Annotated in this window: 18 protein-coding genes; 2 read left to right on the top strand and 16 right to left on the bottom strand. The window is 45.2% G+C overall.

From position 1 onward, the window contains the following. Positions 1–27: 27 nt before the first annotated feature. The 7 genes from J1C86_RS02350 to J1C86_RS02320 form a co-directional block, all read right to left on the bottom strand. Positions 28–1,785: an ABC transporter ATP-binding protein gene (locus J1C86_RS02350; protein ID WP_125408789.1), complete on the bottom strand. Its 1,758-nt coding sequence runs from the start codon at positions 1,783–1,785 to the stop codon at positions 28–30. Next, positions 1,775–3,541, bottom strand: coding sequence for an ABC transporter ATP-binding protein (locus J1C86_RS02345; protein WP_125407486.1), 1,767 nt, complete (start codon positions 3,539–3,541; stop codon positions 1,775–1,777). The genes J1C86_RS02350 and J1C86_RS02345 overlap by 11 nt, the downstream gene beginning before the upstream one ends. Further along, the gene (locus tag J1C86_RS02340) at positions 3,534–3,992 is read right to left on the bottom strand and encodes a MarR family winged helix-turn-helix transcriptional regulator (protein WP_125407489.1); all 459 of its coding nucleotides are present in this window, start codon (positions 3,990–3,992) and stop codon (positions 3,534–3,536) included. The genes J1C86_RS02345 and J1C86_RS02340 overlap by 8 nt, the downstream gene beginning before the upstream one ends. A gap of 174 nt (positions 3,993–4,166) precedes the next feature. Continuing rightward, the gene (locus J1C86_RS02335) at positions 4,167–4,502 is read right to left on the bottom strand and encodes a hypothetical protein (protein ID WP_002903845.1); all 336 of its coding nucleotides are present in this window, start codon (positions 4,500–4,502) and stop codon (positions 4,167–4,169) included. A gap of 78 nt (positions 4,503–4,580) precedes the next feature. After that, positions 4,581–4,991, bottom strand: a complete 411-nt coding sequence (locus tag J1C86_RS02330) for a peptide deformylase (protein ID WP_125407492.1) — start codon at positions 4,989–4,991, stop codon at positions 4,581–4,583. 46 nt (positions 4,992–5,037) lie between these two features. After that, on the bottom strand, positions 5,038–5,937 hold the full coding sequence (scrK, locus tag J1C86_RS02325) for a fructokinase ScrK (protein WP_002917665.1): 900 nt from the start codon (positions 5,935–5,937) through the stop codon (positions 5,038–5,040). Between the two features lie 157 nt (positions 5,938–6,094). After that, on the bottom strand, positions 6,095–8,107 hold the full coding sequence (locus J1C86_RS02320) for a sucrose-specific PTS transporter subunit IIBC (RefSeq protein ID WP_125407495.1): 2,013 nt from the start codon (positions 8,105–8,107) through the stop codon (positions 6,095–6,097). Between the two features lie 195 nt (positions 8,108–8,302). On the opposite strand from J1C86_RS02320, the gene J1C86_RS02315 reads away from it, so the two are divergent. Both J1C86_RS02315 and J1C86_RS02310 read left to right on the top strand, forming a co-directional pair. Further along, positions 8,303–9,757: a sucrose-6-phosphate hydrolase gene (locus J1C86_RS02315; RefSeq protein WP_125407498.1), complete on the top strand. Its 1,455-nt coding sequence runs from the start codon at positions 8,303–8,305 to the stop codon at positions 9,755–9,757. Continuing rightward, complete coding sequence (locus J1C86_RS02310) at positions 9,738–10,703, top strand: LacI family DNA-binding transcriptional regulator (protein WP_125407500.1); 966 nt, start codon at positions 9,738–9,740, stop codon at positions 10,701–10,703. The genes J1C86_RS02315 and J1C86_RS02310 overlap by 20 nt, the downstream gene beginning before the upstream one ends. A 96-nt stretch (positions 10,704–10,799) precedes the next feature. Here J1C86_RS02310 and J1C86_RS02305 read toward each other — a convergent pair whose 3' ends face one another. From J1C86_RS02305 to accB, 9 genes are all read right to left on the bottom strand, one after another. Continuing rightward, a complete protein-coding gene (locus J1C86_RS02305; RefSeq protein ID WP_125407503.1) occupies positions 10,800–14,516 on the bottom strand; it encodes a pullulanase in 3,717 nt (1,238 codons plus the stop codon). A 328-nt stretch (positions 14,517–14,844) separates the two neighbouring features. After that, entirely contained in the window at positions 14,845–15,762 is a 918-nt protein-coding gene (locus J1C86_RS02300) for a TDT family transporter (protein WP_125408787.1), read from the bottom strand. Between the two features lie 72 nt (positions 15,763–15,834). Next, the gene (locus J1C86_RS02295) at positions 15,835–16,899 is read right to left on the bottom strand and encodes an acyl-CoA dehydrogenase family protein (protein ID WP_125408786.1); all 1,065 of its coding nucleotides are present in this window, start codon (positions 16,897–16,899) and stop codon (positions 15,835–15,837) included. Between the two features lie 18 nt (positions 16,900–16,917). Continuing rightward, positions 16,918–17,466: a carboxymuconolactone decarboxylase family protein gene (locus J1C86_RS02290; RefSeq protein ID WP_009659051.1), complete on the bottom strand. Its 549-nt coding sequence runs from the start codon at positions 17,464–17,466 to the stop codon at positions 16,918–16,920. A gap of 199 nt (positions 17,467–17,665) precedes the next feature. Continuing rightward, a complete protein-coding gene (locus tag J1C86_RS02285; protein ID WP_125407508.1) occupies positions 17,666–18,436 on the bottom strand; it encodes an acetyl-CoA carboxylase carboxyl transferase subunit alpha in 771 nt (256 codons plus the stop codon). Continuing rightward, complete coding sequence (gene accD / locus J1C86_RS02280; protein ID WP_125407511.1) at positions 18,433–19,296, bottom strand: acetyl-CoA carboxylase, carboxyltransferase subunit beta; 864 nt, start codon at positions 19,294–19,296, stop codon at positions 18,433–18,435. Before accD ends, J1C86_RS02285 begins: the two co-directional genes overlap by 4 nt. 99 nt (positions 19,297–19,395) lie before the next feature. Beyond that, positions 19,396–20,763 carry an acetyl-CoA carboxylase biotin carboxylase subunit gene (locus J1C86_RS02275; protein WP_125408785.1) on the bottom strand — a complete coding sequence of 456 codons (1,368 nt, stop codon included), beginning with the start codon at positions 20,761–20,763 and terminating at the stop codon, positions 19,396–19,398. Between the two features lie 18 nt (positions 20,764–20,781). Further along, the gene (fabZ, locus tag J1C86_RS02270; protein ID WP_002896886.1) at positions 20,782–21,204 is read right to left on the bottom strand and encodes a 3-hydroxyacyl-ACP dehydratase FabZ; all 423 of its coding nucleotides are present in this window, start codon (positions 21,202–21,204) and stop codon (positions 20,782–20,784) included. Beyond that, the gene (gene accB / locus J1C86_RS02265) at positions 21,201–21,689 is read right to left on the bottom strand and encodes an acetyl-CoA carboxylase biotin carboxyl carrier protein (RefSeq protein ID WP_125408784.1); all 489 of its coding nucleotides are present in this window, start codon (positions 21,687–21,689) and stop codon (positions 21,201–21,203) included. The genes fabZ and accB overlap by 4 nt, the downstream gene beginning before the upstream one ends. Positions 21,690–21,691 lie beyond the last annotated feature (2 nt).

Below are 21,691 nucleotides of genomic sequence, written 5' to 3'. Positions count from 1 at the left end.
GAACATTCCTGATGTTTTATTTGAGCATCAACCTGCATCTTCCTCTACAAACTGACTATTATAGAGATCCGCATAGAAGCCATTCTGATTCATGAGTTCATCATGGTTGCCCTGCTCGATGATATTTCCATCGCGCATGACCAAGATAAGATCCGCATTACGGATAGTAGATAAGCGGTGGGCAATGACAAAGGAAGTCCGGCCCTCCATGAGTTTGTCCATAGCCTTTTGAATGAGTTCCTCCGTCCGCGTATCGACTGACGAAGTTGCTTCATCTAAAATCAAGAGCGGCGCATCTTTCAGCAGAGCACGAGCGATGGTCAGCAGCTGCTTCTGACCGACCGATAAGTTGACCGTGTCATCCAGCACCGTATCATAGCCCTGCGGCAGAGTCATGATAAAGTGATGAACACCGACCGCCTTCGCTGCAGCGATAACTGCTTCATCTGTCACATGCTCCTGATTGTAAATCAAGTTCTCCCGAATCGTCCCCTCAAAGAGCCAGGTATCCTGCAAGACCATTGAAAAGGCATCGTGAACCTCAGAGCGTTTCATATCCTTAATATCTATACCATCAATGCTGATACGCCCTTTATTAATTTCATAGAACTTCATGAGCAGATTCACGATGGTTGTCTTACCAGCACCCGTTGGGCCGACAATGGCTATCTTCTGTCCGGCTTTGGCCTGGGCTGAGAAATCATGAATAATCGTCTGGTCTGGCTTGTAGCCAAAGAAGACATCTTCAAAGGCAACATCTCCCTTGACAGCAGTAAGCTGCTGCTCTTTATGCTGGTCGTCTTCCATCTCAGGCTCAGCCAGAAAGTCAAGGACACGAACCAGTGCTGCACCAGCCTGCTGCAAGACAGTGATACCTTGGGCAATCTGTGACAAAGGCTGAGAGAAGGTCCGCACATAAACCATAAAGGCGACGATAATTCCGATGCTAATAGAGCCATTAATCGCCAGAGCAGCACCGACCAAAATAACCAGCACATAAGCAAAATTCCCCGTAAAGAACATGAGCGGCATCATCATGCCAGAGATAAATTGAGACTTCCAAATACTGTTATAGAGATTATGATTGAGAACCGCAAAGCGCTCCTTAGACTGCTCAATGGCATTATAGCTGGTAACAACATTATGACCGGAGTACATCTCCTCCACATAACCGTTTACCGCAGCCAGATCGTTTTGCTGGGCAGTGAAATAACCCTGGGACTTGCCCATGATGAGACCAACAAAGACAAAACCTAATACAGTAGCCAAGATAGTTACCATGGCCAAGATCCAGTTCATGAAGAACATGGTCAAAACCACAGCAACCAAGAGCAGGCTGGCAGAGATGACGTTACCCAAACTCTGGTTGAGGGATTGGCCGACCGTATCCACGTCATTGGTCACGCGCGACAGAGTATCCCCCTGAGAATGACCATCGAAATAGCCCAACGGCAGCTTGTTTATCTTCTCTGCAATGGCCGTCCGCAGCCGCTTGGAAAAATACTGGATAACCGTACTGATGATAAAGGACTGGCCATAGTTGAGCAGGGCTCCGACTGCATAGAGCACGGTCAGCAGAAGGGCAATCTGAGACACAGCTTTCAAATCAATGCTGGTAGCCAGACCATCAGAAATGAGATTGGTAATTTCTTTTAATTTATTTGGCCCATAGACCGTAATAATGTTTGACAAGACAGCTCCCACAAATGCCAAAGCAAGAGGAAGCTGGAAGCCTTTGAGATAAGGCCGTATCTGGCTAAATAATGAAGGCTTCTTATTTTCCATTTTCTAATTCCTCCTTGGATAGTTGTGAGTAAGCAATTTCTTGATAGACTTCGTTGCTGGCCAAAAGTTCTCGGTGAGTACCTTGACCGACTACCTTACCAGCATCCAAGACCAAGATTTGATCCGCATCCATGATAGTAGAAATCCGCTGCGCCACGATCAGCTTGGTCATATCCTGCGTCCGCTCAGCCAGTTCCTTGCGCAAAATGCGGTCTGTCTTATAGTCTAGTGCTGAGAAGGAGTCGTCAAAGATGAGGATTTCTGGCTTACGAGCCAAGGCTCTGGCAATGGCCAAACGCTGACGCTGGCCACCAGAGAAGTTGGTTCCGCTTTGAGCTACTTCTGCTTTCAGCCCCTTTTCCTTCTCTTGGACAAAGGGCTTAGCCTGTGCTAGGTCAAGAGCCTCCCACATTTTCTGCTCATCCAGCGGGCTTTCTTGGCTTTGACCGAAGTCCAGATTGCTCTCAACATCGCCAGAGAAAAGCACCGCCTTTTGCGGGATGTAGCCGACCTTATTATGCAAGTCTTCCAGCTGGTAATCCTGAACATTGACACCATCTACCAGAATCTCTCCTTCAGTCACATCATAGAAACGAGGAATGAGATTGACTAACGTGGATTTCCCTGAACCGGTTGAACCGATAAAGGCCACGGTATCACCAGCCTGCGCTGTAAAGCTGACATGCTCAATGACCGCTTCTGAATTCTTGGAATAGCGGAAGGACACGTCTCGAAAGACCACCTCTCCCTTGCTATCCGCTGCTGCCTTAGGCTGTTCCGGACTGGTGATAGAAGAATGCAGATCCAGTACTTCATTAATCCGGCTAGCGGATACAATGGTCCGAGGCAGGACGATGAAGAGGGCACCCATGAGCAAGAATCCAATCACAATCTGCATAGCATAGGACATAAAGACAACCATATCACTGAAGAGCGGGAGACGCTCCTGCAGCCCAGCCTCCTGGATCAAATAAGCACCAATCCAGTAAATAGCCAGTGTCAAACCGCTGGAAATCCCCATCATAACTGGATTCATCATAGCCATCAGACGACCGATAAAAAGATTGAGTCTGGTTACTTCATCATTGGCCGCCGCAAACTTCTTATCCTGATAATCCTCAGCATTGTAAGCCCGGACCACGCGAATCCCAGTCAGACTCTCTCTAGTGACGCTGTTTAGCTTATCGACCAAGCGCTGCGCTACTGACTGCTTGGGAAAGGCCAGTGTAACCAAAACTACTGTCAGCAGGATATTAACAAGAACGGCAATGAGAACAGCTGTCAGCCAGTTCTCAGACTTACCGATAATCTTGGTCATGGCCCAAATCGCCATAATCGGTCCTCTGGTCACGACCTGCAGTCCCATGGTAATTAAAGTTTGCACCTGAGTAATGTCATTCGTTGTCCGAGTTAGCAAACTAGGAATCGAAAATTTCTTAATCTCCGTCTGTGAATAATCTAGCACACGGTTGAAAATATCGCTCCGCAAGCTCTGGGTAAAACTGGCAGCTAGACGAGCGGCAAAAAAGCCAACCACAATAGCTGACAGCAAGCTAGCAAAAGACAGGCCAATCATTTTCAGACCTGGCTCCCACAGATCTGCCAAACCAGTCCCCGGTGTTTGCAATAGCTCTGTAATCGTCGAAATATAGGTTGGAACTTCTAATTCCAAATATACCGTTAGGAAGGTGAAGAGCACACTGAGAACAATCATGCTCACTTCCCTTACCGTCAGCCGTTTAAATAACTTAAACATCTTTTCCTCCATTTTCTAAACTTTCGATATTCTGATAAAACTTGGCCATGACTTGAAAAAAAATCAGCAGTTCCTGCTCAGAAACACCATTCAAAATAGAACGGTTCATTTCATCAAAAAAGTCACGGATTTTCTTCATTCTTTCCTGCGACTGCGGAGTAAGGCGGATATACTTGGCCCGCTTGTCCGTCTTGCTCGTTTCCAGCTGAATAAAGCCATTCTTCTCCATCCTTTTCATTAAGTTAGAGGCCACCGATTTGGAAATATCCAACTTCTGCTCAATATCCTTGATAAGAGTATCCTTCCCCTCTTCCGTACGACAGGCAACAATATGCAAGACCTGCCCCTGCGGGCCAGCCATGGATTCAATACCTTGCTCCTTGGCAAGCTTTTCCGCTATGAGATGAATCTTTCGTCCAAAACGCTTCAATTCCAGTAAAGGCTTATCCATACCTGTATCCTTTGTAAAAATAGTTTTCGTGAGAACTATTTTAACACAAGAAAAAAGAAAGTCAAGAAAAAAGTTTCCATGAGAACTATTTTTTCAACAAGAAAAAAAGCGAAGAAAATTTCTTCACCCTTCCTTTCAAACTGACAAACAGCCTAAAAATTGATTGGTCCCGCATTAAAATTTTGAAGAAGAAGCGAGGAATAGAGCCCCTCCAATGATAAGGAGAATGCCTGCAATCCAGCCTATAAATGGAATGGGCGCGATGTTGCTGCTTCCGACGATAAGGAGGACGCCCGCTGCGACACTGAAACGCATTTGACCTTTGTAATAAGCCAAGGAAGTAATTCCCAAGCCCAGAGCTGCCAATTTAATCACCGCTCCCAGTAAATTCAGGCCAGAATCACCTAGTAGGGCTGAAAAAGGAACAAAAAAGATATTCGAGAGCAGCAAAATAGTCCCTCCAATCAAACCAACCAGACCGCTTATCAGTGCTAAAGTTTTTGTTTTCATTTACATCTTGCCTCCTTCAATATTATTCTGCTAATTATCTCTAATTTTAGACATTTTTTGCAATTTTGTCAAATTTTTCTAAATGATAATCCCTTCCAAATGATCCAATTCATGCTGGCAGATTTGGGCAGGCAGGCCTTTCAAGGTCATGGTCTGCTGCTGCCAATTTTTATCCAGATAATCGACTGTGATTTCCTGATAACGTTGAGTGAGACGGCTTCCAGTCAGGGACAAGCAGCCCTCTTCTGTCTGATAAGGCCCTGATTTATAGCGCAGCACCGGATTAAACATGACTACCGGTACCAAGCCATACAGAAAGATAATGACCCGCTTACGCTCGCCAATCATATTGGCTGCGAGTCCTATACAGTTTTCTTGATTTGCCTGCAGCGTATCCTGCAAGTCTTGAGCCAGATAAAGGTCTTCTCTGCTAGCCTGCTCTGATGGCTGCTGTAGGAAGAAAATATCTTTGACAATTGCTTTTTCCATTACTTTTCCTCATAGAGAAGGGCCTGATAAATCAGACCCTATAAACTTATTTTGCGTGGCGCTCACTAACTTCTTTAGCCAGTACAAAGTTGCCCAGCGTTGCGGAGCCATTTCCAGCCACAGCTGGTGTCACGATATAGTCACGAACATCGGGAACTGGCAAATAGCCATTCAGGAGAACTGTGAATTTCTCACGAACCCGATCCAGCATGTGCTGCTGAGCCATAACACCGCCACCAAAGACGATGACATCTGGACGGAAAGTCACTGTCGCCTGAATAGCCGCCTGAGCGATATAGTAAGCTTGAATATCCCAGACAGAACTATTGAGTTTAATATTTTCCCCACGAACTCCGGTCCGCGCCTCTAAGCTTGGTCCAGCTGCCAATCCTTCCAAGCAGCCATTGTGGAAAGGACAAACGCCATTGAACTCTTTTTCCACATCCATAGGGTGCTTAGCCACATAATAATGCCCCATCTCTGGGTGTCCTGTCCCCCCTACAAATTCGCCTCGCTGGATAGCACCGGCACCGATTCCTGTCCCAATCGTATAATAGACCAGATTTTCAATACGGCCGCCAGCATTGTTGCGGGCTACTACTTCACCATAAGCTGAGCTATTAACATCCGTTGTGAAGTAAATAGGCACATTGAGAGCACGGCGCAAAGCTCCGACAATATCCACATTAGCCCAGTGCTGCTTAGGAGTAGTTGTGATAAAGCCGTAAGTCTTTGAATTAGGGTCAATATCAATAGGCCCAAAAGAGCCTACAGCTAGACCAGCTAGATTATCAAAACGAGAAAAGAACTCAATCGTCTTGTCTAGCGTTTCAATAGGCGTGGTCGTTGGAAACTGTGTCTTTTCAACAACTTCAAACCGTTCATCGCCTACAGCACAGACAAACTTAGTGCCGCCAGCTTCCAAACTTCCATACAATTTTGTCATTATAAATCCTCTTTTAAAATTTGATTTCTACTCTATTCATTATAGCATATCTCTTGCAGACTTCTTGCCAAAAACTTTCCTTGGTACACTCTTATAGATAGACTCATGTTATTAGAAAAAACGAACAAATCAACTTTTGTTCGTTTTCTAAATTCCATTAGGCTTTCACTTCAATAACTGCGTCGCCTTTAGCAAGAGCTCCTTCTGCTACTGGAGTCACAGAAGCGTAGTCAGCAGTGTTTGTAACGATGACCATAGTCGTATCATCCAGACCAGCGGCTGCAATTTTCTCAGCTTCAAATGTTCCCAGAACATCACCAGCTTTAACCTTATCGCCTTGAGCAACCTTTTGGTCAAAACCTTCGCCGCCCATAGACACTGTGTCGATTCCAACGTGAATCAGAATTTCAGCACCATTAGAAGTTTTGAGACCATATGCATGACCAGTCGCAAATGCAATCGTCACTTCAGCATCAGCCGGTGCATAAACCACACCCTCACTAGGTTTGATGGCAATTCCTCGTCCCATCGCTCCGCTAGAGAAAACAGGATCATCAACATCGCTCAAAGCTACTGCCTGACCAACAATTGGAGAAATAATTGTTTCATCTTGGAGGGAAGCTGCCACATTACCAGTTGTTTCTTCTTCGACCAGTTCCTCAGTTTCAGCTTTTTCTTCAGCAGTTTCTTCGTCTTTGTAGCCAAACAAATAAGTCAGAACAAAACTCAAACCAGTTGTCAAAACAACCATAAAGATATACTGCAACAATTGACCATTCAGGTAAAGGAGAGTACCTGGAATAATTGTGATACCGAAACTTGTACCTGCAAGCCCCATAATAGAAGCTAACCAACCACCAACGGCACCGGCACCCAGTCCAATTACAAAAGGTTTAACAAAGCGCAAGTTAACCCCGAAGATAGCTGGCTCAGTAATACCCAATCCTGCAGAAAGTGCTGCTGGGAAGGCAAGAGCCTTGAGTTTTTTAGATTTTGTCTTCACAGCTACAGCCAAAGTCGCACCAGCTTGAGCTGTCATAGCAGCAGTGATAATCGCATTAAATGGATCTTTCCCAGTTTGAGATACCAACTGAGATTCCAGTAAGTTGAAGATGTGATGAACACCAGTTACGACAATCAGCTGATGCACAGCACCGATAATCAATCCAGCAAGTCCAAACGGAAGGCTAAGAAGGAACTCTGTTCCATTTAAAACATATGACTCTACAATGTGGAAGACTGGGCCAATCACAAAGAGTCCCAGAATAGACATGACAAGGAAAGTAAGGAATGGAACAAGAAGAAGATCCAAAACATCTGGAATTTTCTTGTGCAGCCATTTTTCAAATTTTGCACCAAACAAACCTACAAAGAAGGCTGGAAGCACAGAGTTTTGGTAGCCAACTACTGGAATAAAACCAAAGAAGTAAATTGGGTGAACTTTTGTTGCTGTAACTTCGCTGGTAAATTTCAAACTTCCTAGAACATCCATATTAGCAATTTTGTCTAAAATGTCCTTAGAAGGATCAACAGCAAATTTAGTAGCCTGACCAGCTACCTCCCAAGCATTTGGAAGTGCTGAGTTAACCATCATTAGACCAAGAACCAAACCAATGATTGGGTTTCCGCCAAAGACTCTAAAAGCCGACCAGCAAATCAAAGCAGGGAAGAAAGCGAAGGCAGTATCAGTTAAGACTACTGTATAAGTATAGAAGTCAGTTGCTTTGAAAGCATCCGCAGTAGTACCAAACAAAGCTAAAACTTGATCCTGAGCAATTGCTCCACGAACTCCCATGAAAAGTCCTGTCGCAACAATAGCTGGAAGAATTGGTACAAATACGTCACCAAATGTACGGATGGCACGTTGGAACCAATTCCCTTGCTTAGCAGCTTCTGCTTTCATGTCATCTTTTGATGAAGTTGGCAATCCTAAGGCTACAACTTCGTCATAGATTTTATTAACCGTACCGGTACCAAAGATAATCTGGTACTGGCCTGAGTTAAAGAAGGCACCCTGAACTTTTTCCAGATTTTCGACAGTATTTTTGTCGATTTTACCCTCATCTTTAACCATCACGCGCAAGCGAGTCGCACAGTGAGCCACACTGTTGACATTCTCACGTCCGCCAAGGGCTTCGATGACTTTTTTTGCAATGTCAGTATTATTCATTTGCAAAAATCTCCTTATAAATATTTTTAACTTTTGAAAGCGATTTTATCGCCTTTACGAATATTATTTTACCATGATTCAAAAATATGTCAAGCGTTTTGCAGAAAAAATATTTTTTTACTGTTAAATGTTGATTTTTCAGCGGAAAACGTTTACTATAGTAATAAAAAATAATATGATTCGGAGGACAAAAGATTGGCTTGGACGACTGAAAAACGCTACAAACGCTATGAAGACTGGACTCAGGAAGATCTACAGCAGATCAAAGAAAACATCGCTAAATCTCCTTGGCGGGCTAACTACCATGTGGAGCCTCAGACAGGACTGCTCAATGATCCCAATGGCTTTTCTTATTTTGACGGCAAGTGGGTGGTTTTCTACCAAAACTTTCCTTTCGGAGCAGCTCACGGTCTCAAGTGCTGGGTCCAGATGGAAAGTGACGACCTAGTTCACTTCACGGAAACTGGTCTTCGAGTGCTGCCAGATACTGCTCTGGACAGCCACGGTGCCTACTCAGGCTCTGCCATGCAGTTTGACGACAAGCTCTTTCTCTTCTATACTGGCAATGTTCGTGATGAGAATTGGGTGCGTCACCCTTATCAAATCGGCGCTTTGTTAGATAAATCAGGCAATCTCAAAAAAATTGACAAGGTCTTGATTGAACAACCTGCTGAAGCGACTGACCACTTCCGCGATCCGCAGATTTTCAACTACAAAGGGCAATTCTATACCATTGTCGGCGGGCAAAATCTAAACAAACAAGGCTATGTTAAGCTTTACAAGGCTGTTGATAACGACTATACCAACTGGGAAGTCGTTGGCGATTTGGACTTCGCCAATGACAAGACAGCCTATATGATGGAGTGTCCTAATCTAGTCTTTATCAATGACCAACCAGTCCTGCTCTATTGCCCTCAAGGTTTTTCTAAGGACGTGCTGGATTATGGCAACATTTATCCAAACATGTATAAAATAGGTCAATCGTTTGACACAAAAAAAGCTGCTATGATTAATCCTAGCCCTATCCAAAATTTGGACTACGGCTTCGACTGCTACGCGACCCAAGCTTTTAACGCGCCTGACGGCCGTGCACTCGCTGTCAGCTGGCTAGGTTTGCCTGATGTGGAATACCCATCTGACCGCTTCGACCATCAAGGGGCCTTCTCTCTCGTCAAGGAATTAACCCTGAAAGACGGCAAGCTCTACCAATACCCAGTGCCTGCTATCAAGGACTTGCGAGCAGAGGAACAGCCTTTCACTGCTCTGGCAGAAAGCAAGAACAGCTACGAACTAGAGCTGAATCTCGCTGCGGACACCGAGCACGAAATCGTCCTCTTTGCAGACAAGGATGGCAAGGGGTTACGCATCAACTTCGACCTCAAGGCAGGTCAAGTGACCGTTGACCGCAGTCAGGCTGGTGAGCCATTTGCTCTGGACTTTGGAACCAGCCGAAGCTGTAATATTGACAAAGAAGCAACGAGCGCTACTATCTTCATCGATAAATCGATTTTTGAAATTTTCATCAATAAAGGAGAGAAAGTATTTTCCGGCCGTGTCTTCCCAAGAGAAGACCAGACAGGTATTGCTATTACCAAGGGCAATCCAACCGGTACTTACTATGAATTAGATTATGGTCGCAAAGCTAACTGATGTAGCAAAACTTGCAGGAGTCAGCCCCACAACTGTTTCCCGCGTCATCAACAGAAAAGGCTACTTATCTGACAAAACGATTTCCAAGGTTGAGGCAGCCATGAGAGAGTTGGCTTACAAGCCCAATAATCTGGCGCGCAGCCTCCAGGGAAAGTCGGCCAAGCTAATTGGACTCATTTTCCCTAATATCAGCAATGTCTTTTATGCAGAATTGATTGACAAGCTGGAGCATGAGCTCTTTAAACAAGGCTATAAAACCATCATCTGCAATAGTGAGCATGACTCTGACAAGGAGCGTGAATACCTTGAGATGCTGGAAGCCAATCAGGTGGACGGCATCATTTCTGGTAGCCACAATCTAGGCATCGAGGACTACAATCGCGTGACTGCTCCAATCATTGCCTTTGACCGCAATCTTTCGCCGGATATCCCTGTTGTTTCCTCAGACAACTATGGTGGCGGGGTGCTGGCGGCTCAGACCTTGGTCAAGGCCGGAGCTCAAAACATCATCATGATTACTGGCAATGACAATTCCAACTCACCAACCGGCCTGCGCCATGCTGGCTTTGCTTCCGTCCTGCCAGACGCACCGATTATCAATGTATCCAGTGATTTTTCTCCTGTCCGAAAGGAAATGGAAATCAAGCAAATCCTGAGTCAAACTAAGCCCGATGCTATTTTTGCTTCAGATGATTTGACAGCCATCTTAATTATGAAAGTCGCTCAGGAGCTGGACATCCAGATTCCCAAAGATTTGAAAATCATTGGCTACGATGGCACCTACTTTATAGAGAACTACTACCCACAGCTGGCAACGATCAAGCAGCCGCTGAAAGATATTGCCTGCCTCTCTGTGGATCTGCTCCTCAAAAAGATTGCTGGCCAAGAAGTTCAAACGACTGGCTATTTCCTGCCAGTCAGTCTCTTGCCTGGTAAGAGTGTTTAACGCAGATATAAACAAGCAAAGACGACCTCCATTATTGGAAGTCGTCTTTATTTAGCCATAGTCTAAAAAATTTCTCACAGGGCATTCATCAAATGATTACTGTTTCTTTCTAAAGGTTATCAGACCGGCCAGGAAAGCAAGGAAGCCACCTAAAAGTGCCAGTAGGGAAGTGCTTGTTCCCGTTTTTGGCAAGGTTTTTTCTGTTTGGCTAGCCGCTTCTCTTACTTCTGAAGCCTTAGGTTTTTGCGCATCCAAGGATAAAGTCTGAGGTTGAGCCTTAGCTACAGAAGGGGCAGACAGTTGCTCTTCTTGAGTTGTTGGATCTTGGGATTTTTCTTCCTGATCGGGGTTCGCTTTTCGAAGTCGCAAAATAGTCGCTGTCAGCGGAGCTAGAGCTAAACCGTTGCTGTTTCTGGTGACACCTGCTGGATCAGAAATGGCTGTCACTCCTGCGGTATTGCCATCTGCCACAACCTCTGCACCTGCTAGATGCTTGTAGGCTTCACCAAAGTTGAATTGTCGTTCCTTGGTGTCCGCATTGACAAAGACTGCATAAATATCGCCATTAGAGGCAACCACTTGGTAGCCAAGGATCATGTCTTCTTTCTCAACACCATCCTTGCCAGGCTGGGTGATAAGGGTTACATTTTGCTCCACTTCATCTTTGGAGCTGCGGGTAAAGGCATCCGTTGACTTCCGCAAGGCAATCAAGCCTTTCATATAGGCACGACTCTTGGCATTTTCAGGGAACTTCTCCGAATCAGTCGCCTTGGTCCAGTCAAAGTGGTTGACCGCGTCGCTCGAATCATAAGAATCATGAATGAAGTACGGATAGTCAAACGGCGTGCCGTCCTCATTGGTCAACAAATGCGCTTTGTTTGGAACCTTGTCTTCGGAGACAGGATATTTATAGGCAGGATCACGGAATTGCTTGGTTCGGCCGTACTCTTGACCAGAGTGGATAAATGGTGTCCCTTGCGAAGTCAAAATCATCAGATTTCCCAGACGTAGGCGGCGATGAATCTCTTGATTATTGGCAGCCACTGCCGGATCTTTCTTGATCGACTGGGCAATGATATCAAAGAGCGTCAGATTATCATGGGCTGCGATGTATTGGATCACATCCCCTGGGCTATCCGCCTCAAAATTGGTTGGCTGCGCCTTGATGTTTTTGAAGACATTTTCCACACTGCGTTTGCCACCGGTGATAAAGGCTGGTGTTCCCTCATTTGGATAACCCGATTTCAAGGTATTGCGAATATCATCTGAGAAGACCGCTACCGTGTCTGTTGACTTCATCCAAGATTGATCAGCCGGCTGGACAGCTTTATTTTCATCACCTGCATAAGTCTTCCAGCCCTCACCCAGCATAATGAGATTTGGATTAAGCTTTTTAGCCTCTTCATAGGCCTTTTGGATGGACTCTGCATCGTGGTCCCCCATCATATCAAAGCGGAAACCATCTACCTTGTACTGCTCTGTCAGGTACTTGATCGAATCCACCAAGACCCGTCTGCTCATATAGTGAGTAGTACCCAAGCGGCCGCCGCCAAAGCTGGATCTCGGTGTGCCATCCGCATCCATAAAGTGGTAGTAATTGGGCTCCAAATCTTCAAAGATAGAGGTCTTAGCCGTATGATTATAGACCACATCCAGGATAACGCCCATTCTACGCTTATGAATTTCGTTGACAAGGTTTTTAAATTCCTCAATGCGCTTGGCTGGATCTGTCGGCGCGCTGGAGTACATACCTGTCAGCGAGAAGTAGTTTTGCGGGTCATAGCCCCAGTTATAGTTGCTGTTGCTGGAAGCGTACTTGTCCATGCGCTCAGCATTTTTCAGCTCATTTACAAAATAATAACTTAGAACTGGCAAGAGCTGAACGTGGGTCACTCCCAAGTCTTTCAAATAATCCAATTTCTCAATGAAAGCTGAGAAAGTTCCAAATTGAGATTTCAAATCTTTTGAAATAGCTGGATCTGAAGTAAAATCACGAACGTGTGCCTCATAAATCAAGGCGTCTTCTCGCTTCTTAAAGTTCGGAATAGTAGCATAGGTCAGGTCTTTCGGACCATATTCACTTGGATCTACAAAGGCAGCCTTGGCAATCTTGTAAGCATCCCCCTTGTCCGCATCTTCACTGTTCCAAGCGGCTAAAGACTTGGCATAGGGATCCAACACAAGAACCTTTTTGCCACCGCGAGTAATTTCATAATGATAGAAATACCCTCGATAGTCTGAAATCCCTAGACCGCTCTCAGGTGTCAAGCTGCTGGTCCACGTGCCAGACTCACCTTTCTGCATAGCCATGCGTCCAACGACCTTGTTCTGATCTTCTTTGTCATAGACCACCAAATCGACTTGGTCCGCACTTGGTGACCAGAAAGTTAGGTCTACTTGTTTGCCCGCTTGAGAAACACGAGCTCCCAATTCACCATCATACTTATAAATACTATCCTTCAGCTGCCAGTTCATGCTGGTTTTGAATTGATCATTGCCATATTTGATAAGGTAAGGTGACTGAGCTTGGTTAAAATCACCGATGAATTTGGCGCTTTTAGTCTTAGGATCCAGAACTACATCTTTAACAACGACGTCATTGCCATCTTTGTCTGTAATCTTTAAATTCTTTAAAATATCCTCTTTTTTAGCGTTTTCTAAGGTAGAAAAGCTGGCTTCAATCTCGGTCAATCCTACATGATGGGCTCCTGTCATACGAATATCGTTGACAAAGTAAGGGTTGGTATAAACTGTCGGATCCTCATCACGCAAGAAAATTTGGCTGTTTTTCTCCAAATTAGCAAAATTATAATCCTGATTTTGAATCTTCACATCATCTCCTGATTTGCTTTCGTCTAGAAGCAAAAAGCCAATCATCTTAGCAGCATCTTTCAAGGGGACATCTACATAGCGACCATATTTCCCAGTCTTCTCGAAGTCCACTCCGTCAGGCCAATTCTTGCTTGGGTTTTGGACATCTCCCCAGAGCCAGAGCGACTTCTTATCATACTGGCCATCTGTACGATAGTAGTTGATTCGAACCATCCCTTTTTTCAATGGCTCATAAGTATGAGGTTGATAGTCCGTGTCAAACCAAACCTCATTCATCTGAGGACTGAGCAGCTCAACTGTCTTGTCACCGGTAATATTTTGCCCTGCTGTATTGTTGATCAAAAGGCTGATTTTGCTTCTTTTCTCAGCCATTTTTACATCAAGGTAATAACCGTAGTCATCTTCTTTGGCAGTCGCAAAGCTAGTCGCTCCAGTCGGCCAACCACCCTTTTGGCTAGAAGGCGTCTCGACATCATCCCAAGTCCACAAGCCCATGCTATCTAGATTTTGTGAAGGCAAGGTTTTGAAATGAAAGCGAATATTGCCTTCTGCGATAGCATCTTTCGCGGAAGTATCTGATACAGCTGTTTGGTTACTTGCTTCTTTCTTCTCTTTTTCAGTGGGAGTGGCAGTTTCCTTTGCATCTTGCCCAGTTGCTTCTGAACCTGCACGAGCTGGATCTTGAGCTGCTTGAACACCAGTTGGAGCCGCCTGCTCTGAAGCCCCCGCTCCTGAACTATCTGCCTCTCCAGTTTTTTCTTCATCTGCTGACTTAGGTTGGGCTGCCGCATTTGTATCAGAGACTGCTTCTGTTGCAGGGCTGGTAGTTGTGCTCGCTTCATCCGCTTGGACTAATTGGGCATTTCCCAGTAGGAAACCTGAGGCAATGACAACAGAGGCTACTCCTACTTTTAAGCGACGGATGCCGAAATAATGACGCTTTTCGCCCATCCGAGACTGTAGGTGATAGTTATTTTTCATAAACAGAAAACTCCTTTATTTTTTCTTATAGAGAACATCTATGCAAACGTTTTCTGTATTTATTATACCGATTCTTTTTAAACTTGTAAAGGCTTTCAAGAAGAGTTTTTCTCACTCAGATACTTCATGCTCTCTGTGCGGAATTTGATGATTAGGATGAGCTATTTCTGGTTTAAACGAGCTTTGACAGTCATGCCCCACCTTAAAAACGGATGACTTGTACACAACATTTCCCTTATCACTAGGTCTGAATGCAGACTTATTTTGCTAAAATTAAAAAAATCCGAGTTCAACTCAGAGAAAATCAAAAACTGATTTTCAAAGAGTATCATCTCGGATTTTTTGTTATCTTTCTAGCTCGCAATGAGACTATATAGTAAAAACAGACATAGAGGACAATTACGACGGCTAGCAGAGCTTCTGCATGACTTAGCCAAACAAGCCAGGTCCAACCTAGATAATCAAGTCCTAGTTTCAGGGCAAAAGCTGTATTGACAAGAGGAAAGGTCAAGGCTGACCAGCTAAGCCGAGGCCCCAGTCGGAAAATGCGGGGTAAAAGACATAAAACCAAGAGATAAAAGGCCTGCGATAAGAGGAGCAGCAAGGCGACAAACCAACCTTCAGCATCAGAACCAGCCAGACGGATATAACTTCCCAACAGGAGCGAGAAAGGTGCACAGTAAATGGCCCACTGTGGCTTTAAAGTATCTGGCATCCTTTGTGACCGCCTAACCTTGTAAAACAAGGGATAGAGAATCAAACTCAGTAGCAGAGCAAAAAACCAAGCCAAATAGCCCAAAAGCAGCTGATGAACTACTCCCTGGGTCAAGCTTGCCATGGCCAATCCAACATAGAGAACCGTCCAGCTCGGGGTCAAAGATAATCCCTCAGCCTTAAGCACATACTTCCATGTAAAGATAGCTATTAGAACAATATGCAGCAACAAGGCCATGTACCAAAGAAACTGGCTCACCAAAAATAAGCCAAGCTTACTTAGGTAAGAAGCTAAGAGCATACTAGCCATTGGATAAGTCGCAAAGCTCGATAAGAAAGGGGCCTTTTGCAAATCTTGCCGATAGTCCGAAAATGACAGTACTAAAGCCAGTGTCAGATAAATCCAAAGTATCAATGCCAGACCATTTAACAAGTGGAAAAAGATAGAATGGTAGTTCAGTAAAAGATTAGCTAAGCCAAATAGGCCAAGAATCAACCCAGATAAGAGAATGGGCGGTCGTTTGCTGTTCACGAAGCAACTCCTTTATAGTAATGTTTTGAAGTCCCTTTTCAATGCCAATCAGACGTTTGTTTGCTATCATTTCTATGAAACTTCTAAAATATGCCGCAGCTGGACTGCACTCGGTGAGACAATGGGAAGAAAAGCTCCTTCGTTCCAACGGCGGATAAAGCCAGAAGTCGAATTACTCAAGTATCCTCTGCCTCCACTAGCCTGTAGCTCCAAGAGCAGACTTTGGGCTACCACATCAACTATATCAATTCGCAGCTGAAAGAGTTCCTTAGGACGCTCAACAAAATAACTAGGCTGGAGAAGACCTCTATAGAGCTGTTCCTGGATCGCAGTCAGAGCAGCCACTTGCTCCTCCCACTCCTCTCTCAAAATGGAGCGAACTGACAGATTGGCCTCGACCTCCGCCAGAGACTTCTCTGCTAAGCCAAGAGCCAAACCAAACTGATAACCTAGAAAAGCTGGGCGATTTTCTGCCAAAAAGGCCTGAGCATCTTGTGCAAGAATCCATTCCTCTTGTAAAGGCACATGGTTGAAAGTCAGGGCAGCTGTATTTCCCCCTTGCAAGGATACAAATTCTAAATCCGCCGAACGGGAGAAATTCTCTGCGTCAGACGGCACAGCCAGAACCAGCGGTTGGCGGCTCCCATCTTCGAAACCGGCAACAAATATACTGAGGAAGCGATCCGCGCGAGCATTGGTCACCCAAGGCAGGCGCCCCTTTAGATAAAGCCGCCCGTCTTCCTCCACAATAGAGACATTTAACTCTTCTAGGTCCGACAGGAATTTAACAGCATTGGACAAGGCTGTCGCACCTGCATATTCCCCTGACAAGAGCCCTTCCAAATAGTGGTCTCTAAAGTAGGGATTAGGAGATTTTAAAATGTTATCAATAAAGGTCCTTTGCCCCCAAGAGATAAAGGAAGCGGTCAAGGAATGGTGAGCCAGCTCCTTGAGCACTTCAATCACATCCGTATCATTGCCACCTCGGCCTCCCAGCTCTTCTGGAACGCCAACCCTAAAGGCTCCTTCAGCGGCGATACGCTCAATCAGTTGGTTACCCGCTGCACAGGATTCTTTGTCAATTTGATCAGCGTGGTCATCCAACCAGTTGATAAACTCTTCTGAAAAAAATGTCATTTGCCACCTCCTCAAAGACTAGGCATAAGGCTGTAATTCCGGATTAATTGGCGTATTGGCCAAATTATTGGCATAATTGCAAAGGGTCGCAAGGCTGACACCCAGAACTACATCTAGAGCATTCTCATGTGTATAGCCTGCTTCTAGGAAGTCTGCCAAAGCCTCATCTCCGACCCGTCCCTTAGTATTAATGACAGCAATGGTAAATTTAGCAAGTGTATCTAGCTTCGGATCTGTATCAATCGGAGTACGATTGCGCAGAGCCTCTAAAAGATCATCATTCATTTGAATCTGCTTGATTGAAAAAGCTGTATGACCCGCTACACAGAAAGCACAGCCATTAGTAACTGCAGCCGTTATCTGCACTACTTCACGCTCAGTCGGTGTCAGGCTGTTACGGCGATTGATTGCTCCAACCGTCCGATATGTTTCCAAAGCTGTTGGCGCATTGGCCAAAAGACCGATAAGATTGGGAATGTAGCCACCATTATCTTTTTGAACAGTTTCCAGGACTTCTTTTACCTCAGCTGGTGCGGACTCAATCGTGTGGATAGTAAATTCTGACATATGAAACCTCATTTCTTTTAATTAGAAACTATCTTAACATAGGACCAATGGCTTGTATAATATATATTTTATATAAGTCCTATAAAGAGAATATAATGCGATTTTTCAAACTAAAATATATTTCCCTCGTAAGGTAGCTCCACATCAATTCCAAACAAGAATCCGAAACGAGAAAAAGAAGCCTTTGGGCTTCGATTTTTTAATATTTCCTGAACCGCTGGTAGCGATTTTCCAATAATTGCTCCAAGGGTAGCTGAGACAGACTATTCAACTCAGTTGCGATTTCTTCTTTCACTGCAGCCAGTAATTCATGGTTGTTAAAGCCTCTTTCAGGAATAACCTTATCTACCACTTCCATCTGCAAGAGCTCGTGTGAAGTAATTTTCATCAGCTCTGCCGCTTCCATAGCGCGGCTGCCGTCTTTCCAGAGGATAGAAGCAAAACCTTCCGGGCTGAGAACTGCATACATAGAGTTTTCCAGCATCCAGACCTTGTCTGCTACAGCCAAAGCCAAGGCTCCGCCTGAGCCACCTTCACCAATGATGATGGCAATAATCGGTACTTTGAGATTGCTCATTTCCATCAAGTTACGGGCAATGGCTTCCCCTTGACCACGCTCCTCAGCACCGACACCAGGATAAGCACCTGCCGTATTGATAAAGGTTACCACAGGACGGCCAAATTTTTCCGCCTGCTTCATGAGGCGCAGAGCCTTACGGTAGCCTTCCGGATGCGGCTGTCCAAAGTTTCGGCGTAAATTGTCTTGCAAATTGCGACCCTTTTGAATACCGACCACCGTTACAGGCTGACCCTTTAGCGTCCCAATACCGCCAATCACTGCACCGTCATCTCGAAAAGAGCGATCCCCATGCAGCTCGACGAAGTTATCAAAAATTCCTTGTGCAAAATCCAGCGCAGTCAAACGAGCCTGATCACGCGCTTCTTTAATAATCCGAGTGATTTTTGTCATGCTTGACCTCCATGGAATGCTAATAAGGTAGCAAGTGTATCTCTCATGTCGCCACGCTTGACGATGGCATCTACAAAACCATGCTCCATGAGAAATTCAGCCTTTTGAAAATCATCTGGCAGCTTCTCACGAACCGTGGATTCAATAACCCGACGCCCCGCAAATCCAACCAGAGCCTGTGTTTCAGCCAGAATAATATCACCTTCCATAGCGAAAGAGGCTGTGACACCGCCAGTTGTCGGATCTGTCAAGACGGTCAGATAGAAGAGACCTGCTGCAGAGTGCCGCTGAACAGCCGCAGAGACCTTAGCCATCTGCATCAAACTCATAATGCCCTCCTGCATGCGGGCACCGCCAGAAGCCGTAAACAGAACGACTGGCAATTTATGCTCTGTTGCATACTCAAAGAGACGGGTAATCTTTTCACCCACAACTGTCCCCATAGAAGCCATGATAAAGTTCGAATCCATGATACCAAGAGCCGTTTTATGCCCCTTGATGCAAGCTGTTCCAGTCAGAACCGCCTCATCTAAGCCTGTCTTTTCACGGGTAAGAGCCAATTTCTCCTGATAGTTAGGAAAGTTCAGAGGATCCTTGGTCTCAATTCCAGTGAACATCTCCTCAAAACTGTTCTCATCCACAGTTAGATTTAAGCGCTCATGAGCAGAAATACGGAAATTATAGCCACAGTTAGGACACACACTGTCATTCCCAAGATCTTTTTGGTAAATGGTATGCTTACAACCTGGGCATTTCGAAAAGAGTTCGTCTGGTACCTCAGGCTTTGCTTGAGGCTTTTCCCGACTCGCTCGATTAGGATTGATACGGATATATTTATCCTTCTTTGAAAACAAAGCCATCGTTTACGTCTTCTCCTTTTCAAGATTTTATACTCAGGCACATCAAACAGCAAGAGCCACTATCTTTCGAGTTTACAGAGCAGCTCTTACATGTCTCATCTATTGTTTCTCTTGATAAGCCGGAAGGAACTTCTCCATGAGAAAGGCTGTGTCATAATCACCAGCAATTACATTAGAATCTGAGATTAAGTCCAATTGGAAACCACTGTTGGTCACAACACCGTCAATTTCTAGTTCATAGAGTGCACGTTGCATCTTCATCAGAGCATCAAAGCGATTTTCCCCATGAACAATTATCTTCGCAATCATGCTATCGTAATAAGGCGGGATGGTATAGCCAGGATAGACGGCTGAATCCACGCGCAGCCCCACTCCACCGCTTGGAAGATAAACATTTGAAATCTTACCAGGACTCGGCGCAAAGTTAAAGGCTGGATTTTCAGCATTGATTCGACACTCAATTGCATGCCCTCGGATTTCAACATCATCCTGACTGAAGGACAGCTCTTGACCGTTTGCAATCTTGATTTGCTCTTTTACAATATCCACACCGGTAACAAACTCGGTGACTGGATGCTCGACTTGCACCCGAGTGTTCATCTCCATAAAGTAGAATTCACCCTTGGCTTCATCAAGCAGAAACTCAATCGTACCGGCATTTTCATAGCCGACAGACTGAGCAGCCCGAACAGCTGCTTCACCAATCTGCTGACGCAAGGTTTTCCCAATCGCCACAGATGGACTTTCTTCCAGCACCTTCTGATTATTACGCTGCAAAGAGCAATCCCGCTCGCCTAGGTGAACCACATTCCCCTGCTGATCTGCCAAGATCTGCACTTCAATATGGCGCGCTGGATAGATGACTCGCTCCATATACATAGCACCATTACCAAAGGCTGCTTTGGCTTCGCTAGACGCAGACTCAAAGGCCGCTACTAAATCCTCAGCCTTTTCAACCTTACGAATGCCCTTGCCGCCGCCGCCAGCAGAAGCTTTAAGCATGACTGGATAACCAATCTTCTCGGCGACTTCCAAGGCTTCTGCAGAGGTATGAACTTCTCCATCAGAACCTGGGATAACTGGCACTTTCGCCTTAATCATCTGAGCCCGAGCATTAATCTTGTCCCCCATCATGTCCATAACAGCACCTGAGGGCCCAATAAACTTAATGCCGACTTCTTCGCACATGGTCGCAAATTTAGAGTTTTCGCTCAAAAAACCAAAACCAGGATGAATGGCTTCTGCACCTGTCAGAACAGCAGCAGACAGGACTGCATTCATATTCAGATAAGAATCTGTAGACTTGGCTGGACCGATACAGACAGCCTCATCAGCCAGTAAGGTATGGAGTGCTTCCTTGTCAGCTGTTGAATAAACAGCTACCGTATCAATTCCCAACTCGCGGGCTGCACGAATAATTCTGACCGCAATTTCCCCACGGTTAGCAATTAAAATTTTACGAAACATGGTGAAAGCTCCTTTTATCTACTGGCCAATCGCAAAGGTCAAGGTACCGCTGGCTGCAAGTTTTCCGTCAACTTCTGCTTTCGCCTCTACAACCGCAATGGTTCCGCGACGCTTAACAAACTTAGCTGTCATAATCAGTTGATCACCTGGTACAACTTGCTTTTTGAACTTGACCTTGTCCATGCCAGCATAGAAGACCAGTTTGCCCTTATTTTCTTCTTTGGACAATTCCAACACGCCGGCTGTTTGAGCCAGAGCTTCCATGATTAAGACACCTGGCATAACAGGATATTGAGGAAAATGTCCGTTAAAGAAAGGCTCATTGACTGTCACATTTTTCAGAGCGACAATCTCATCTTCGCTAACTTCCAATACGCGATCTACCAAAAGCATCGGATAGCGGTGCGGAAGTGCTTCTTTTATTGCATTGATATCAATCATTTGATGCGTACCAGCCCTTTCCCAAATTCAACCATTTCTTCATTCTGAACTAGAATTTCTGTAACCAGGCCATCTTTAGGTGCTGGAACTTCATTCATGACCTTCATTGCTTCAATAATCATCAGGGTTTGACCTTTTTTAACTTGGTCTCCAACAGATACAAACGGCGGCTTGTCTGGACCAGCTGCTAAGTAAGCCACACCAACCAAAGGGCTTTCCACAACATCACCTTCAGCAGCAGGTGCCGGAGCTTCTGAAGCTGTTTCTGGCTCTGCAGACGGAGCTGCTTGAGGAGTTGGCTCAATCACAGGCGCACTCGCAGCCTGCAAAGGTGCAGCAATTGGAGCTGAACTTGCTGTTGGAACTGCAGCCTGACCTTCATTCTTACTAAAAGTCAGCTCATCGCTCTGATTTTTGTAAGAAAACTCACGCAGACTAGACTTGTCAAACTGCGCCATTAAATCTTTAATTTCGTTGATATTCATAG

This window comes from Streptococcus sanguinis, from assembly GCF_050220005.1.
Lineage (GTDB): Bacteria > Bacillota > Bacilli > Lactobacillales > Streptococcaceae > Streptococcus > Streptococcus sanguinis_Z.
Note: the sequence above shows the minus strand (reverse complement) of the source record. Positions and strands in the feature narration are given on the sequence as shown.